At 70.2% G+C, this 15,126-nt stretch carries 15 protein-coding genes; 5 read left to right on the top strand and 10 right to left on the bottom strand.

What is annotated here, in order from left to right:
- The first annotated feature begins 62 nt into the window (after window positions 1–62).
- The 3 genes from ACFYRH_RS14860 (at window position 63) to ACFYRH_RS14850 (ending at window position 5,110) form a co-directional block, all read left to right on the top strand.
- Complete coding sequence (locus tag ACFYRH_RS14860; RefSeq protein WP_387773885.1) at window positions 63–2,462, top strand: lamin tail domain-containing protein; 2,400 nt, start codon at window positions 63–65, stop codon at window positions 2,460–2,462.
- 70 nt (window positions 2,463–2,532) lie between these two features.
- A complete protein-coding gene (gene msrB / locus ACFYRH_RS14855; protein WP_387773882.1) occupies window positions 2,533–2,949 on the top strand; it encodes a peptide-methionine (R)-S-oxide reductase MsrB in 417 nt (138 codons plus the stop codon).
- Window positions 2,950–3,079: 130 nt separating this feature from the next.
- On the top strand, window positions 3,080–5,110 hold the full coding sequence (locus tag ACFYRH_RS14850; protein WP_387773879.1) for an AAA family ATPase: 2,031 nt from the start codon (window positions 3,080–3,082) through the stop codon (window positions 5,108–5,110).
- Window positions 5,111–5,123: 13 nt separating this feature from the next.
- Here the strand turns inward: ACFYRH_RS14850 and ACFYRH_RS14845 are convergent, their stop codons facing one another.
- The 5 genes from ACFYRH_RS14845 to hemE are packed head-to-tail and all read right to left on the bottom strand — an operon-like array spanning window position 5,124 to window position 9,217.
- Complete coding sequence (locus tag ACFYRH_RS14845; RefSeq protein WP_387773876.1) at window positions 5,124–5,510, bottom strand: VOC family protein; 387 nt, start codon at window positions 5,508–5,510, stop codon at window positions 5,124–5,126.
- Between the two features lie 20 nt (window positions 5,511–5,530).
- Window positions 5,531–6,229, bottom strand: a complete 699-nt coding sequence (gene hemQ, locus ACFYRH_RS14840; protein WP_387775285.1) for a hydrogen peroxide-dependent heme synthase — start codon at window positions 6,227–6,229, stop codon at window positions 5,531–5,533.
- On the bottom strand, window positions 6,223–7,632 hold the full coding sequence (gene hemG / locus ACFYRH_RS14835; protein ID WP_387773873.1) for a protoporphyrinogen oxidase: 1,410 nt from the start codon (window positions 7,630–7,632) through the stop codon (window positions 6,223–6,225). The genes hemQ and hemG overlap by 7 nt, the downstream gene beginning before the upstream one ends.
- Entirely contained in the window at window positions 7,629–8,138 is a 510-nt protein-coding gene (locus tag ACFYRH_RS14830; protein ID WP_387773870.1) for a GNAT family N-acetyltransferase, read from the bottom strand. The genes hemG and ACFYRH_RS14830 overlap by 4 nt, the downstream gene beginning before the upstream one ends.
- The gene (gene hemE / locus ACFYRH_RS14825; protein WP_387773867.1) at window positions 8,135–9,217 is read right to left on the bottom strand and encodes a uroporphyrinogen decarboxylase; all 1,083 of its coding nucleotides are present in this window, start codon (window positions 9,215–9,217) and stop codon (window positions 8,135–8,137) included. The genes ACFYRH_RS14830 and hemE overlap by 4 nt, the downstream gene beginning before the upstream one ends.
- A gap of 209 nt (window positions 9,218–9,426) precedes the next feature.
- On the opposite strand from hemE, the gene ACFYRH_RS14820 reads away from it, so the two are divergent.
- Together ACFYRH_RS14820 and ACFYRH_RS14815 are read left to right on the top strand one after the other, a co-directional pair.
- The gene (locus ACFYRH_RS14820; RefSeq protein WP_387773864.1) at window positions 9,427–10,029 is read left to right on the top strand and encodes a DUF3000 domain-containing protein; all 603 of its coding nucleotides are present in this window, start codon (window positions 9,427–9,429) and stop codon (window positions 10,027–10,029) included.
- Window positions 10,026–11,285: an HRDC domain-containing protein gene (locus ACFYRH_RS14815; RefSeq protein WP_387773861.1), complete on the top strand. Its 1,260-nt coding sequence runs from the start codon at window positions 10,026–10,028 to the stop codon at window positions 11,283–11,285. The genes ACFYRH_RS14820 and ACFYRH_RS14815 overlap by 4 nt, the downstream gene beginning before the upstream one ends.
- Here the strand turns inward: ACFYRH_RS14815 and ACFYRH_RS14810 are convergent.
- From ACFYRH_RS14810 to ACFYRH_RS14790, 5 genes are all read right to left on the bottom strand, one after another.
- Window positions 11,282–12,547, bottom strand: coding sequence for an MFS transporter (locus ACFYRH_RS14810; protein WP_387773858.1), 1,266 nt, complete (start codon window positions 12,545–12,547; stop codon window positions 11,282–11,284). The two genes, ACFYRH_RS14815 and ACFYRH_RS14810, sit on opposite strands and share 4 nt — an antisense overlap.
- A complete protein-coding gene (locus ACFYRH_RS14805) occupies window positions 12,544–13,134 on the bottom strand; it encodes a winged helix-turn-helix domain-containing protein (RefSeq protein WP_387773855.1) in 591 nt (196 codons plus the stop codon). The genes ACFYRH_RS14810 and ACFYRH_RS14805 overlap by 4 nt, the downstream gene beginning before the upstream one ends.
- A gap of 93 nt (window positions 13,135–13,227) precedes the next feature.
- Window positions 13,228–13,716 carry a glutathione peroxidase gene (locus tag ACFYRH_RS14800; protein WP_387773852.1) on the bottom strand — a complete coding sequence of 163 codons (489 nt, stop codon included), beginning with the start codon at window positions 13,714–13,716 and terminating at the stop codon, window positions 13,228–13,230.
- Window positions 13,713–14,390, bottom strand: coding sequence for a dienelactone hydrolase family protein (locus tag ACFYRH_RS14795; protein WP_387773849.1), 678 nt, complete (start codon window positions 14,388–14,390; stop codon window positions 13,713–13,715). Before ACFYRH_RS14795 ends, ACFYRH_RS14800 begins: the two co-directional genes overlap by 4 nt.
- A complete protein-coding gene (locus tag ACFYRH_RS14790; protein WP_387773846.1) occupies window positions 14,387–15,055 on the bottom strand; it encodes a hypothetical protein in 669 nt (222 codons plus the stop codon). The genes ACFYRH_RS14795 and ACFYRH_RS14790 overlap by 4 nt, the downstream gene beginning before the upstream one ends.
- Between the last annotated feature and the right edge of the window lie 71 nt (window positions 15,056–15,126).

Below are 15,126 nucleotides of genomic sequence, written 5' to 3'. Positions count from 1 at the left end.
CACACCGGCTGTTCACGTGTTGGACCTTGGAACGGCCCCGTGCCGGTGTGAGAATCCGGGCCATGTCTGCCCCGATTCGATCGCGGCGCCGCCTGGGCGCCGTAGTGATCTCGACGAGTCTTCTCGCCTCCGGGCTGGCGGTGGCGATCGCCGCCGCGCCCGCGCAGGCCGCTTCGTCCGATGTGGTCGTCACCGAGGTGTACGGCGGTGGCGGGAACAGCGGCGCGCCGTACACCAACGACTTCGTGGAGCTGACCAACAACAGCTCGGCCCCGGTCGACGTGAGTGGATGGTCGATCCAGTACGCCTCGGCGAGCGGAAGCTCCTGGCAGGTCACCAAACTGACCGGCAGCATCGCCCCGGGTACGGCGTACCTCGTCCAGGAAGGCGGCGGCGCCAACGGCCAGCCGATGCCGGCGCCGAACGCCACCGGCACGATCCCGATGTCGGCGACCGCCGGCAAGATCGCGCTGGTCACGAACCAGACCGCGCTCGCCTGTGGCGCGACCTGCCACGCGGACCCGGCCGTCAAGGACTATGTCGGCTACGGCGCCGCGAACGACTCCGAGACCGCGCCCGCGCCGGGCCTGTCGAACACCACCTCGGCCGCGCGGACCGACCCGGGGAAGGACACCGACAACAACGGTGCCGACTTCGCCGCCGGCAACCCGTCGCCGGGCACACTGACCGGCGGTCCGGCCGAACCGCCCGTCGACGCGAAGATCCACGACATCCAGGGCGCCGCGCACCGGTCGCCGCTGGAGGGCAAGAAGGTCACCGGCGTCACCGGCGTGGTGACTGCGAAGAGCAGCAACGGGTTCTGGTTCCAGGACCCGCAGCCGGACGACGACCCGGCGACCAGCGAAGGCCTGTTCGTCTTCACCAGTTCCGCGCCGACGGTGTCCGTCGGCAACGCCGTGACGGCCGAGGGCTCGGTTGCCGAATTCCGCCCGGGCGGCTCCGGCGGTACGACGAACCTCACCACCACCGAGCTGACCAACGCGAAGATCACCGTCACCGGGACGGCCGCCGTACCGGCCCCGACGATCGTCGGTCCGGGCGGGCGGGTGCCGCCGTCGACCGTGATCGAGGACGACGCCGCCGGTGACGTGGAGAAGACCGCGACGGCGTTCGACCCCGACAGCGACGGGCTGGACTTCTGGGAGTCGCTCGAGGGCATGTGGCTGGGCATCAACCAGCCGGAGGTCACCGGCCCGACGAGCTCGTTCCGCGAGCTGTCCGTCGTACCGGCGGGCTCGGGTGTGCGGACGGTGCGCGGCGGCATCCTGCTGCAGAAGTCCGACAGCAACCCGGAGCGGGTGCTGCTGGACGACGTCCTGACGGCGATCCCGGACGCCAAGACCGGCGACAAGCTGGCCGGCCCTGATTCGGATACCGTCACCGGTGTCCTCGACTACTCGTTCGGGAACTTCAAGTTCCTGCCGACCACCACGCCGACCGTGATCGACGGCGGGGTCGAGCGGGAGACCACCAAGGCCTCGTCGCCGGTGCAGCTGTCGGTCGCGACATTCAACGTGGAGAACCTGGACCCGTCCGACGGTGACGCCAAGTTCGACGGGCTGGCGCAGGCGGTCGTGCACAACCTCGCGTCGCCGGACATCCTCGGTCTCGAGGAGGTGCAGGACAACGACGGCGCGGTCAACTCCGGCACGACGGCCGCGGACAAGACGCTGGGCATGCTGGCCGCCGCGATCGTGAAGGCGGGCGGACCGCAGTACACCTGGAAGCAGATCGACCCGGTGAACAACGCGGAGGGCGGCGAGCCGGGCGGCAACATCCGGGTCGCGTTCCTCTACCGGACCGACAAGCCGGTGAAGTTCGTCGACACCCCCGGCGGCGGCTCGACGGTGGCGACCACGATCGTCACCGACCGCGCCGGCCGGCCGCACCTGAGCTCGTCGCCGGGCCGGATCGACCCCGCGAACCCGGCCTGGGCCGCGACCCGGGTGCCGCTCGCGGGGGAGTTCAAGTGGCACGGGCAGACGGTGTTCGTGGTCGTGAACCACTTCAGCTCGAAGGGTGGCGACGACCCGCTGTGGGGCCGGTTCCAGCCGCCGGTGCAGGTGACCGCCGAGAAGCGGCACCAGCAGGCCGCCGTGGTGCGCGGGTTCGTGGACCAGATCCTGGCCAAGGACAAGGGCGCGAACATCGTCGTCCTCGGTGACCTGAACGACTTCGACTGGTCGCAGACCGCGGACATCCTGGTCGGCTCGGGCACGACCGCGCTGATCGACCTGCCGCGGACGCTGCCGCTGAAGGAGCGGTACAGCTACGTGTTCGAGGGCAACAGCCAGATCCTGGACCAGATCCTGATCTCGCAGAACCTGCGCCCGGCGTCGGCGTACGACGTCGTGCACATGAACGCCGAGTTCCCGGACCAGATCTCCGACCACGACCCGCAGGTGGTGAAGCTGATCCCGCTGCCGTCCTGGGTTCGCTAGCTCTCTTGCGGGACGCTTACGTCGACGGCCCGGGCTGGGTTTCCCTTGCCCGGGCCTCGATACTTGAGTCGTGACAGATTCCACCAAGCAGTACGCCGTACAGAAGTCCGACGCGGAGTGGAAGGCGCAGCTCTCCCCCGCCGAGTTCCACGTGCTGCGCCAGGCCGGAACCGAGCGGCCGTTCGTCGGTGAGTACACCGACACCAAGACGGTCGGGGTCTACAAGTGCCGGGCGTGTGACGCGGAGTTGTTCCGCAGCGAGACGAAGTTCGACTCGCACTGCGGCTGGCCGTCGTTCTTCGCTCCGCTCGCGGAGGACCGGGTCGAGTACATCGAGGACAGCACCCTCGGCATGAAGCGGGTCGAGGTCCGCTGCGCCAACTGCGGCTCGCACCTCGGTCACGTCTTCGAGGGCGAGGGCTACGGCACGCCCACCGACCTGCGCTACTGCATCAACAGCATCAGCCTCATCCTCACCCCCGCCTGACCAGCGCGAGCCACCCGCGGGGCTGGACGCTTGGGTCCACCTCACCCTCACCCCCGCCTGACCTGGGCGCGAGTCACCCGGTCGGGCTCTAGACTGGGGCGGCTGGTGGCTCCCCTGGGGAAGGAAATTGGTGGCTGACGAGATCCGTGCACCGCGGGTTCTGGATGTGCTGGCGGCGGAGGAGCCGTGGGAGGTGCCCGCCGAGTGGACGGCCCGGGTGCGTGGTCAGCTCCGGGCGTGGGCCGAGGATCCCGAGGCACTCAAGCCGTTGCGGGCCGAGGCCTTCCCGGACTTCGTCAAAGGCACCCCGGCTGCGGTCTGGTTCACCCATCAGATCGCCCCGCTGCTGACCGGGTGGATCCCGGTCCTGCACGGCGAGTACGCCGACCTGTCGACCGAGCTCACCCGGGAGTTCTACCGGCCGCCCGCGCGCCTTGGCGGCAACGGCCACGTCATCTACACGGCCCCGACGGACTGGCACCTGCAAGCGATCGCCGGGGCCCGTGGTTTTCGTGAGCACGGCCGCCGGCAGGCCCTGAAGCTGTCCCGGGACGCGGTCGCGCTGTTCGTCGACGCGCCCCCGATGGCCGCCCGGTCACAGGCGCTCACCGCCGCCTTCGACCGCGTGCTGGCCGACAAGGAAGCCACCGAGCTGCACATCACCGGCGAGTACGACGAGATCGTCAAGTACTGGCGTACCGAGGCGCTCAAGGACCGCGAGCGCGCCGTACTCCCGGAGCTCGCCGGCCCGTCCGCAGCCCTCCGCTACTCGCTCAACTCGGTCCGCGACACGCACGCCCGGCTGCTGATGGTGAGCCCGGACGAGTACGCCGGTGACTTCGCGCAGGTGCTCGCCGAGCTCATCCTGGCCAGCGGCCTGCGCGGCATCCCGCAGTCGGTCGCGAACGTCCTCGGCGACACCACCATCGACATCCACAAGGCGATGGAGGACATCCACGCGACCTTCAAGCTGCAGACGTGGCACGGTCACGTCAACCAGTGGATGGCTCGCGCGATCCGCAACGGACAGTCAGGGCTCGCCCGCTCCTGGGGCGCGTCCGCTGCGCGGGTCGGCGTACACCTGTCCGGGGTGCTCTCGAAGGGGCCGTGGCCGGAGGCTGAGGTCCCGGACCTCACCACGCTGTTCCGGATGCTCGACCGGGAGCGCTGGAGCACCCTCGAGAACGCGGCCGCGGCCGACCAGGAGGCATCGCTGTCGGCCGCCTGGAAGGGCGTCAAGGACGACGAGGCCGCGAAGGCCGGTGGCGGCGCGCGGGACGACGAGGAACTGCCGGATGTGCTCGACTTCAGCGACAACCCACTGGCCGAGCTCGACTCGCTGATCGGCCTGGAGTCGGTGAAGGACGCCGTCCGCCGGATGGTCGCCGAGGTGAAGACCAACCTCCGCCGCACCGAGCTCGGTCTGCCGAGCCACGAACGCGCGCGGCACATGGTCTTCGTCGGCAAGCCCGGTACGGCGAAGACCACGATCGCCCGGCTGCTCAGCCGGATCTACCACCAGCTCGGCGTCCTGGAGAAGGGCCACGTGGTCGAGGTCGACCGCTCGGACCTGGTCGGTGCCGGGTTGGGTTCGACGGCGCCGATGACCGCGGCCAAGTTCCGCGAGGCGCTCGGCGGCGTGCTGTTCATCGACGAGGCGTACAGCCTGACGCCGGAGAACACGCCCGGCGACTACGGCCTGGAAGCGGTCGCGACGATCCTGAAGATGATGGAGGACCACCGCAACGACTGCATCGTGATCGTCGCCGGGTACCACCGCGAGATGCAACGGTTCATGGAGTCGAACACCGGTCTGCAGTCCCGGTTCCCGAAGCTGCTGTCGTTCAGCGAGTACGACACCGACCAGCTGGTCCAGATCTTCGAGCTGCAGGCGCGGCAGAAGGGCATGATCTACGGCGAGGAAGTACTGGACAAGGTCCGCACCGTGATTCCGCCCGCGCCGCGTGGGCACAGCTTCGGTAACGGTCGTTTCATCCGGAACGTGCTCGAGGAGGCCGTCTCCAACCAGGCCACCCGGCTGTCCGCGAGCGACCCCGACAAACTCACCGAGCGGGACCTGCGCGAGCTGATCCCGGCCGACGTCCGGCCGCCGACGTCGATGCGCGCCGAGGACTACCTGCTGCAGAAGCCGGGGACCTAGCGTCCTCAGGACACTAGACGGGCGTGGCGAGTGCTACCGGGTTGCCTTCCGGGTCGGCGAGGTACGCCTGACGCTCGCCCCAGGGCATCGTGGCCGGCTCCTGCAGGACCGGGTGGCCGGCCGCGCGGAAGCGTTCCACCTCCGCCTCGACGTCGTCGACGTACACGAACAGCTCGAAGCGGGGCGCCGTCCCGACGGTGATGCCGAGCTGCGCCTCCGGCCAGCTGGTGTCGGACAGACCGAGGGACGAGTCGCCGCGCTCCATCCCGACGTAGTGCGGGTCGCCCTCGAGCGGGAACTGGTACGTCGACTCGTAGCCGAGCAGCGTGTAGAACTCGACCGACCGGCGGACGTCGGTGACATACAGCACCGGAAACGCCTTGCGGTGCATCAGCGTCATATCGGCCCCCTCCGCCCCGGTCAGACCAGGTTGGCGATCAGCTCGGCGACCCCGGTCCGCTTGCCGGTGTAGAACGGGACCTCCTCGCGCACGTGCCGGCGCGCCGTGGACGCCCGCAGGTCGCGCATCAGGTCGACCATCCGGTGCAGCTCGTCGGCCTCGAAGGCGAGGATCCACTCGTAGTCACCGAGTGCGAACGACGCCACCGTGTTCGCCCGGACATCCGGGTAGGTGCGCGCCATCTTGCCGTGCTCGGCGAGCATGAACCGGCGCTCCTCGTCGGGCAGCAGGTACCACTCGTAGGACCGGACGAACGGGTACACGCAGATGTAGCCGCGGGCCTCCTCGTCGGCCAGGAACGCCGGGATGTGGCTCTTGTTGAACTCGGCCGGCCGGTGCAGCGCGAACTGCGACCAGACCGGCACCAGGTGCCGCCCGAGCCGCGAACGGCGGAGCGCGTGGTACGCCTGCTGCAGCGCGTCGGAGGTCGGCGCGTGCCACCAGATCATGAAGTCGGCGTCCGCGCGGAAGCCCTCGACGTCGTAGAACCCGCGGATCACCACGTCCTCGGCCGCCAGCTTCCCGACCAGGTCGTTCAGCTCGGCGGTGAGCTCGTCACGGTCGACGTCACCGAGCGGGGTCTCGACCTTGAACACCGACCACAGGGTGTAGCGGATGACGTCGTTCAGTTCACGGGCCTTCGGCTTACCAGTCACGATTTCATTGTCTCCAATGCCTCCAGGTGCTCCCGCACCCGGGTGGCCGCCTTGCCACCCGACGCCACACACGCCGCGATCCCGACACCCCGGTACGCCGCCCCGCAGACCGCGAGCCCCGGTACGCCGGCCACCGCGCTCTCCACCCGATCGACGCGATCCAGATGGCCGACGGCGTACTGCGGGAGGCCGCCGCCCCATCGCGTGACCACGGAACCGACGACCTCGGCGCGCAAACCGATCGCCGCGCGCAGGTCCGCGGCCGCGAGCGCGACGAGCTCCTCGTCGGAGCGCTGCAGCACGTACTCCTCACCGAGCCGGCCGACCGAGGCACGCAGTACCGCCAGGTCTCCCCCGGCCTCGCCGGACCAGGCCCACTTGGCGTGCGAGTACGTCGAGGCCTTGATCGTGCGCTGCTCGACGGACGGCACCAGGAACCCGGAGCCGGTCGCGTCAGCCGGCCAGTCGCGTTTGCGGACTGCCAGCGTGACGATCGCCATACTCGCGTACTCGATCGTCGCCAGCTCGGTCGACGCCGCCGGAGCCAGCTCGGCCAGCATCCGCGAGGCGGGCGTCGCCGGGACCGCGACCACGACGGCGTCGGCGGTCAGGTACGTCGGGTCCGGGACCGGGCCGGCCTCCAGCGCGTAGCCGTCCGCCTGGCGCGTGATCCGGCGTACGGCGAGCTTGCGGCGGATCTCGACGCCGCGCTCGGTCAGATCCCGCTCAAGAGCACCGATGAGCCGGTTGATTCCGCCGGCGAGGCCCGCGAACACCGGCTGACCGGCGCGCTGCTGGCCGAGCTCGCGCAGTTCGGCGGTCGCGGCGAGCAGGCTCGGTGCGGTCCGCAGCTTCGCGTACAGATCGGGGACGGCGGCCGCGAGCGAGATCTCGTCCGCGTTCCCGGCGTACACCCCGCCGAGCAGCGGGTCGATCAGCTTGTCGGTCACCGCGGAGCCCATCCGCTCGGCGACGAACCGGCCGATCGCGACGTCCTCGGTCAGCGCCGGCGCGGGCAGCTCGGCCTCGTGCGCGACCTGCTCGGCGCCGGCGGCTCCGAGGACGTCGGCCGCCGCGGCCGGATCCACCGGGACACCCATCACGGTCGGCGGGATGGCCCGGATCCGGTCGCCGATCCACAGACCGGCGGAGGTGGTCGCCGGATGCACCACGTCGTCGCCGAGCCCGAGCGCGCGGATCAGGTCCACCGCCTCCGGCCGCCGCGCGAGCACCGACTCGGCACCGAGGTCGACCGGAACGCCCTCGACCTCCGCGCCGGCCAGCTTGCCGCCGAGCCGCGGCGATCCTTCGAGGACGGTGATCTGCGGCGGGTTCGGCCCGGTAGCCAGCGCGTGCGCCGCCGCCAGTCCACTGATCCCGCCACCGACCACGACAACCCGGCTCACACGTCCTCCAGCATCAGCTCGTACTTCTTCCCCGGCCCGAGATCGGTGCTCGAGGTGCCCACCACCCGGAACCCGCAGCGGGCCAGCACCGCCTGTGAGGCCGGGTTCCGGTCCGAGGCGCCGGCCGACAGCGCGGTCAGCCCGTACTCCGTGGCGGCGACCCCGATGATCGCGCGGACCGCGGCCGTCGCCAGCCCCTGGCCGGCCCACTTCTCGGCGATCCGGTAGCCGAGCTCGGCCGCCCCGTTCTCGAGGTCGACGAGGTTCACCCGCCCGGCGATCGCGCCGGTGTCGTCCACCAGCACGTGGAACCGGCAGATCCCGGCCGCCTGCTCCGCCAGCATGGCCGCGTGCCGCTCCGCGAACTCCGCGAAGTACTCGTCACCACGGTCCCAGATCCACGAGGCGAAGTACTCGCGGTTCTGCTGCTCGAAGGCCAGCACCGCGTCCGCGTGCCCGGCGGACAGCGGCTCCAGCGTCACCGGATGATCCGGCAGCCGGATCACTCTGCTCCCACCACCGGACGGGCCGTCGACTTGGACCGGACGTACTTGGCGACCCGCGCCAGCACCTCGGGGTCGGCGTCCGGCGGGACCCCGTGACCGAGGTTGAAGATGTGGCCCGGCGCCGCCTTGCCCTCCTCGAGGATCCGGTCGATCTCGGGCTCGATCGCGTCCCAGCCGGCGAACAGCAGCGCCGGGTCGAGGTTGCCCTGGACCGGCTTCGGGCCGGCGCCCGCGGCGGTGATCCGGCGCACCGCCTCGTCGAGCGGGACGCGCCAGTCGACGCCGACCACGTCCGCGCCGGCGGCACTCATCAGGCCGAGGAGCTCGCCGGTGTTCACGCCGAAGTGCACCCGCGGTACGCCGTACGACGCGATCGCGTCGAAGACCTTCGCGGAGTGCGGCTGGACGAACCGTTCGTAGTCCCGCGGCGAGAGGCCGCCGGCCCACGAGTCGAAGAGCTGGATCGCCGACGCACCGGCTTCCACCTGGACGGACAGGTACGCGATCGCGACGTCGGCGAGGCGGTCGGCCAGCGCGTGCCACAGCTCCGGATTGCCGTGCATCATCGCCTTGGTCTTCGCGAAGTCCTTGCTCGGCCCGCCCTCGACCAGGTACGACGCGACGGTGAACGGGGCGCCGGCGAACCCGATCAACGGCGTACCGCCGAGCTCGCTGACCAGCTGCTGCACCGACTCTGTGGTGTACGGCACATCGGACGGGGTGACCGGACGGACCGCGGCGACCCCGGCGGCGTCCCGGATCGGGTCCGCCACCACGGGGCCGACACCGGGCTTGATCTCGACGTCGTACCCGGCGAACTTCAGCGGTGCGACGATGTCGGAGAAGTAGATCGCCGCGTCGACGCCGTAACGGCGGACCGGCTGCAGCGTTATCTCGACGACGAGGTCGGGGCGCATGCAGGACTCGAGCATCGTGGTGCCCTCCCGCGCCGCGCGGTACTCGGGCAGCGCCCGTCCCGCCTGTCGCATGAACCACACCGGAGTGTGCGGCGGACGCTCACCCCGAGCGGCGAGCAGGTACGGCGAACTGTCCAGCGGTGCAGGCGACGTCGAAGACACACCGTGATGATCCCACGCGCCCAGAAAAGAGTCCTGGGGCCTCCTGTCCTGGACTGAGGAGCGCAGGGAGCGAAGCGACTGGAGCGACGAGGGAAGGACGGGAACCGAGTCCCCAGGACACGCCGGCGCCGGAGGCCCGGCCAATGGCACAGGCTGTTACCGGCGCGTCTAAACAGGCGGCGGTGAGTAATCGGTCGTAGGCTGCCGATATGGGTGCCCGCAAGCAGGTCGACGCGCCACCCGCGGAGTTCGCCGAAGCAGTCTCGCAATTACGAGCTGCCCGGTTCCGGCCCGAGGTTTTCGTCGAGGAGATGCCCGCACCGCAGCGGATCGCACCGCATGCGGCCGCGGTCAGCGCCGACGTGACGGTCGACGGCGACGATGTCGCCACCGGCCGGCTCGTCATCCTCTACGACCCGGCCGGGAACGACGCCTGGCAGTCGACCTTCCGCTGTGTCGCATACGTGCGCGCCGCCGTCGAACCGGAGATGGTGACCGACGCGCTGCTCGGTGGCGTGGGCTGGACCTGGCTGATGGAGGCTCTGGCCGACCGGGGTGCCGAGTTCCTGGCGCCGAGCGGTACCGTCACCAGGGTGGTATCCGAGAGCTTCGGCGGAATGGCCGACGACGACGCGACGGCGGAGATCGAGATCCGTGCGTCCTGGAGTCCCGTGCCGGGGCCTGGTGGCCTGGTGGACGTGACCGGGCACGCGGAGGCCTGGGGTGAGGTGCTCTGCACGGCGGCCGGACTGCCGCCGGTGCCGCCGGGGGTGGTCGCGATGCCGACCCGGCGTGGACAGCGGGGCCGATGAGCCCGGTAGAGACCCAGCCGTCGACACCGGACGACCCGACCGCGAGCCTTCCGCTCCTGGAACTGCGGGACGGGCTGTCGGAGGTGATCGACACCGATCCGGCGCTGAGCCGCATCGTCGAGGCGTTCCGGTCCGGCAGCGGGCCGGTGGCCGTGGACGCCGAGCGCGCGTCCGGCTACCGCTACTCGCACCGCGCGTACCTGGTGCAACTGCGCCGCGAGGGCTCCGGGTCCGCACTGGTGGACCCGATCCCGTTCGGCGACCTGTCCGCACTCGGTGACGCGATCGTCGACACCGAGTGGATCATCCACGCCGCGAACCAGGATCTGGCCTGCCTGGCCGAGGTCGGGATGGTGCCGCGGCAGGTGTTCGACACCGAGCTGGCCGGCCGCCTGCTCGGGTACCCCAAGGTCGGGCTCGCCTCGCTGGTGAGCGAAGTACTCGGCTACCGGATGCGCAAGGAGCACTCGGCGGCCGACTGGTCGACCCGGCCACTGCCCGCGCCCTGGTTGACGTACGCCGCCCTGGACGTCGAGATGCTGATCGAGCTGCGGAACGCGATCGAGCAGGAGCTGCGCCAAGCGGGCAAGTGGGAGTGGGCCGAGCAGGAGTTCGCCGCGATCCTGGACGCTCCCCCGCGGGAGCCGAAGCCGGACCCGTGGCGCCGTACGTCGGGTATGCACCGGGTCCGCAACCGTCGCAGCCTCGCCGTGGTCCGGGCGCTGTGGGAGGCCCGGGACCAGATCGCCGAATCCGCCGACATCTCCCCCGGCCGGGTGCTGCCGGACGCCGCGATCGTGGAAGCGGCCTCCGCGATGCCGACCGACCGGGACGCGCTGCAGAAGCTCACCGCGTTCAAGGGCCGCGGCGCGCACCGGCACATGCGCACCTGGTGGGAGGCCGTCGACCATGCCCGCCGGCTCCCCGACTCCGAGCTCCCCAAACAAGGACCGCGGTACGACGGCCCGCCGCCGGCCCGCGCTTGGGCCGACCGTGACCCGGACGCGGCTGCCCGCCTGTCGGCCGCTCGAGCCGCGGTCGCCGAGATCGCCGAGGCGCACCGCCTGCCGACCGAGAACCTGCTGGCCCCGGACACGATCCGGCGGCTCGCCTGGTCACCGCCGAAAGACCTCTCGCTCGAGGTCGTCACGACGTTCCTCCGCGACCACCACGCCCGCCCCTGGCAGATCGGCCTGACCGCGGAGGTCCTGACCGACGCCATGTCCTCCGAGGCCCCCGCCAAGCCGCTCGACTAGCTCGGCGCACTTCCGGTGGGTTGCGACACGTTGTCGTCGGTGGAGACCGGTAATAACTGGTCTCCGGTCCCCGGATCCGGTCTCAGCCCCAGCTGATCTCGGAGGGTGAGCACGATCTGGAGTGCGCCGAGCAGGATCACCACCGCGATGATCGCGAAGATCTGGCGGTAGCTGAGCAGGCTGACCAGCAGGCTGCCCAGCGCCAGTGAGATCGCCTGCGGGGTCGACACGAGGACCTCGACCGCCGTCGACACGCGGCCGATCAGATGGCCCGGCGAGCGCCGCTGCATCAGCGTCGTGAACGAGATGAACGTCCACGGCAGCCCGACGCCGCAGATGGCCGCGCCGACGAGCACCACGGCGATGGTGGGCGCGGCGATACAGACCACAGTCGCCACGGCCAGCGCCGTCAGACCCGCAGCGCAGACGGCCACCTCGCCAAGACGGCGTACGGCGCGGCTCGCGGTGAGACCGCCGGCGATGGCGCCGACGCCCTGACACGTGACGAAGACGCCCGAGAACGTCGGCGGCTTGCCGAAGGCGTCCAGCAGCGCGTAGATCGACGACTCGAAGAAGCCGATCACCAGGATCGAGATCGCGAGACCGGCGAGCACATGCCGCAGTACCCGGTCGTTGAGCAGGAAGCGGACCCCGCCGAGCACGTCGTCGCGGAAGGTGCTCTTGGCCGGAGCCGGAGACTCTGAGACCTTGAGGGTCGCGATCAGCAGACTGGCGATCGCGAATGTCGTCGCGTCGATGACCGCCACCAGCCAGCCGCCCGCGGTCGCGAAGACCGCGGCGCCGACCAGCGGGCCGAACAGCCGGTAGCCCTCCTTGATCGTGGCCAGGCTGGAGTTCGCGTCGACGAGCAGCTCGTCCGGCAGCAGTTCCTTGAGCAGGCCGTTGACCGCCGCGGGCAGTACTACGAAGGAGACGCCGTACAGGAAGGCGACCACCCAGATCAGCCAGACGTCGCCCGCGTCGCGGACGAGCACGAGCGGGAGTACGGCGAGGGCGCTGGCGACATTGCCCCAGACCAAGATCGCCTTGCGGGGCAGCCGGTCGACCCAGAGGCCGAACAGCGGCGCACCGAGCGCGGGCAGCACCATGAAGAAGAACGTCAGTCCGGCGAGCGCGTTGGAGCCGGTGAGTGTCTTCACCCACATGCTCAGCACCAGCAGCATCACCGAGTCGCCGAGCATCGACGTACTCAACCCGCCGAACAGGCGCGGAAACCCGGGCTGCGCGAACAGCTTCCTCATGCCGGATCGACTCCCGGGAAGTACGCCGGGACGCCCCAGGAGACGAACTCGCAGAGTCGCGCGCCCGCCGGCCGCTGCGCCGGGTCGGTCAGCCGGTCGAGGTGACGTTCGAGCACCGTCGCGATCGCCTCGTTCATCTCCTTGAGCTCGTCCGCGGTCAGCCAGGCGACCATCTCGGTGCTGTTCTGCGCCGCCCGCCATTGCTCGGACTCCTCCGGTGCGCGCTGCTGGGCCTCCCGGAGCCGGTCCGTCGCACGGCCCATCATCACCTCGGACAGCGCCTGCGCCGCCCGCCGTTCCTCGATCGAGCTCGACGCGAGCTCGTCGTCCCAGCGGAACCCGAGACCGGGCACCTTCCACGGCCGCTGCCGGCCCTTGCCGCCCTCGGCCTCCACGACGAACCCGTGCTGCGCCAGCTTCCGCAGGTGCCACGAGCAGTTCGCCGGCGTCTCGTCGAGCCGGTCGGCCAGCTCGGTCGCGGTCAGCGGCCCGCTGATCGACAGCAGCTCGACGATCGCCATCCGCACCGGATGGGCCAGGGCATTGAGTTCACGCGGGTCGCTGAGGCGGCGATGCGGGATCGGCATGCATGGAAAGTACTCTTTCGAAAGACTTCTTGCAATGGATCGCGAAAAGAATCCCCCGCCGCGGAGACACGACGGGGGACGGTCCCTACAGGACTACGCGGGGAGCTGCGCCTCGATCGCGGTGACGACCTCGTCGGACTCCGGCTCGGTGCGCGGACGGAACCGGGCCGCGACCGTGCCGTCGGTGCCGATCAGGAACTTCTCGAAGTTCCACTGGATGTCACCGGCCTCGCCGTCCGCGTCCGGTGTCAGCGTCAGCTCGGAGTACAGCGGGTGCCGGCCGTCACCGTTCACCTCGAGCTTGTCCAGCATCGGGAACGTGACGCCGTACGTCGTCGAGCAGAAGGTCTCGATCTCCTCGGCGGACCCCGGCTCCTGTCCGCCGAACTGGTTGCACGGCGCACCGAGCACGGTGAAGCCGCGGGCCTCGTACTTCTTCTGCAGGTTCTCCAGGCCCTCGTACTGCGGCGTCAGCCCGCACTTCGACGCCACGTTCACAACGAGAACCGCCTTGCCCTTGTACTCGGCGAGCGACGTCGGCGCACCGGACAGGGTGGTCAGCGGGATGTCGTACAGGCTCATGCTCGTCCTTGGGAGGTTGGGAGGTGACGGGTGAGGAAGTCTTCGGTACGGCGCCACGCCAGCGCGGACGCCTCGGCGTGGTGGAACATCGGCAGCGGGTTGTCGAACGCGTGACCGGCACCGTCGTACCGGTGCACCTCGGCGGAGCCCAGCGCGGGCACGATCGCGTCCACGTCGAGGTACGCATCGGTGTTGCCGAAGTGGTGCAGGCTCGCCGCGGTGACCTGCGGTGCGAGCTCGAGAAGGCCGGGCAGCGCGGAGCCGTAGTAGCTCACCAGCACGTCCGGGGACGACTCGGCGGCGACGTTGAAACCCAGCCCGCCGCCGAAGCAGAAGCCGACGACCGCGGTGCCCTTGTCGCGCGCCTTGAGGTACTCCAGCGCAGCGATGGCATCGTTCACGGCCTGGCCCCAGTCGAGGCGACCGACGATGCTCATCGCCCGCGAGAGCAACTCCGGGGAGGACTCGTCGAGCTCAGTGTCGTCCAGGCGCCAGTAGATCTCCGGCGCGATCACGTAGTACCCGAGGGCGTGCAGATCCGCCGCGCGTCGTGCGATGTAGTCGGAGACGCCGAAGATCTCCTGCAGGAGCAGAACTCCCGGCGCCTCGCTGCCGGCGGCTCCCCACTCGTGGACTGGTATCAAACCTGAACCGGTATCGATCTCCAACGTCACACTGTGAAGCGTACGACCTCGGGAGCGACCGGCTTCGGTTCGGGTGCCGGCATCCAGGCCTTCGTCTCCGCGATCGCGTCGACGAGCAGCTTGTACAACCGGTCGTCCGGATCGGGCACGCAGGCTTGTGAGATGCCCTCGACCGCGCAGGACACCGCGCGCGGCGCGGTGCGGCGGGCGAAGTCCGGCGCCGCCCGGCGGGCCCGGCCGGTGAACGAGCGTGCCCACTTGGTCGCCGACGGCACCGCTTGCAGCACCGCGAGTGAGTCCGGCTGGATGTCGTCGTACGGGCGCCCGTCCAGCGCCGCCAGTTGCTTCTCCCCCACCAGCAACGCGACGGCCAGGATGTACTGGCGCTCCTGCGAGACGATCGGCAACGCATGCTGAATGCAGCGCGCCGTCACCCGCGGTACGACGTGTGGGTCGTCAGGCGTCAGCCCGATCACCGACGGGATCAACGGAGCGAGCCTGGACCGCCCGGAGTCCGTCGTGCAGTCGTTGACGTCGCGCGCGACCCCTGCGAGCAGCGGGTGGGTGCAGGCCGGATGGTCCGACCAGGGTTCGCCGGCCAGATACGAGGCGAACTCCATGAAGCACGCGCCCTTGCGCGGATTGCGATGTTTCCCCCGGCTCAGGACCGGTACGGCCAGATCAAAATTGTTCATGGAACAACTCCAGTAACGCGGACCTTGACCTTCAGCATGCGCCCAAACCGCGCCGTTCGCCACGGGTAACG

It is taken from the genome of Kribbella sp. NPDC004875 (assembly GCF_042873375.1).
In the GTDB taxonomy this organism is placed as follows: domain Bacteria; phylum Actinomycetota; class Actinomycetes; order Propionibacteriales; family Kribbellaceae; genus Kribbella.
Note: the sequence above shows the minus strand (reverse complement) of the source record. Positions and strands in the feature narration are given on the sequence as shown.

Bases quoted from the DNA above. Each gene is read 5' to 3' on its own strand.
- ACFYRH_RS14860 (WP_387773885.1), top strand. From the start codon at position 63: ATGTCTGCCCCGATTCGATCGCGGCGCCGCCTGGGCGCCGTAGTGATC.
- ACFYRH_RS14845 (WP_387773876.1), bottom strand. From the start codon at position 5,510: ATGACGCTGATGCACCGCAAGGCGTTTCCGGTGCTGTATGTCACCGAC.
- ACFYRH_RS14820 (WP_387773864.1), top strand. From the start codon at position 9,427: ATGGGTGCCCGCAAGCAGGTCGACGCGCCACCCGCGGAGTTCGCCGAA.
- ACFYRH_RS14815 (WP_387773861.1), top strand. From the start codon at position 10,026: ATGAGCCCGGTAGAGACCCAGCCGTCGACACCGGACGACCCGACCGCG.
- ACFYRH_RS14810 (WP_387773858.1), bottom strand. From the start codon at position 12,547: ATGAGGAAGCTGTTCGCGCAGCCCGGGTTTCCGCGCCTGTTCGGCGGG.
- ACFYRH_RS14805 (WP_387773855.1), bottom strand. From the start codon at position 13,134: ATGCCGATCCCGCATCGCCGCCTCAGCGACCCGCGTGAACTCAATGCC.
- ACFYRH_RS14800 (WP_387773852.1), bottom strand. From the start codon at position 13,716: ATGAGCCTGTACGACATCCCGCTGACCACCCTGTCCGGTGCGCCGACG.
- ACFYRH_RS14790 (WP_387773846.1), bottom strand. From the start codon at position 15,055: ATGAACAATTTTGATCTGGCCGTACCGGTCCTGAGCCGGGGGAAACAT.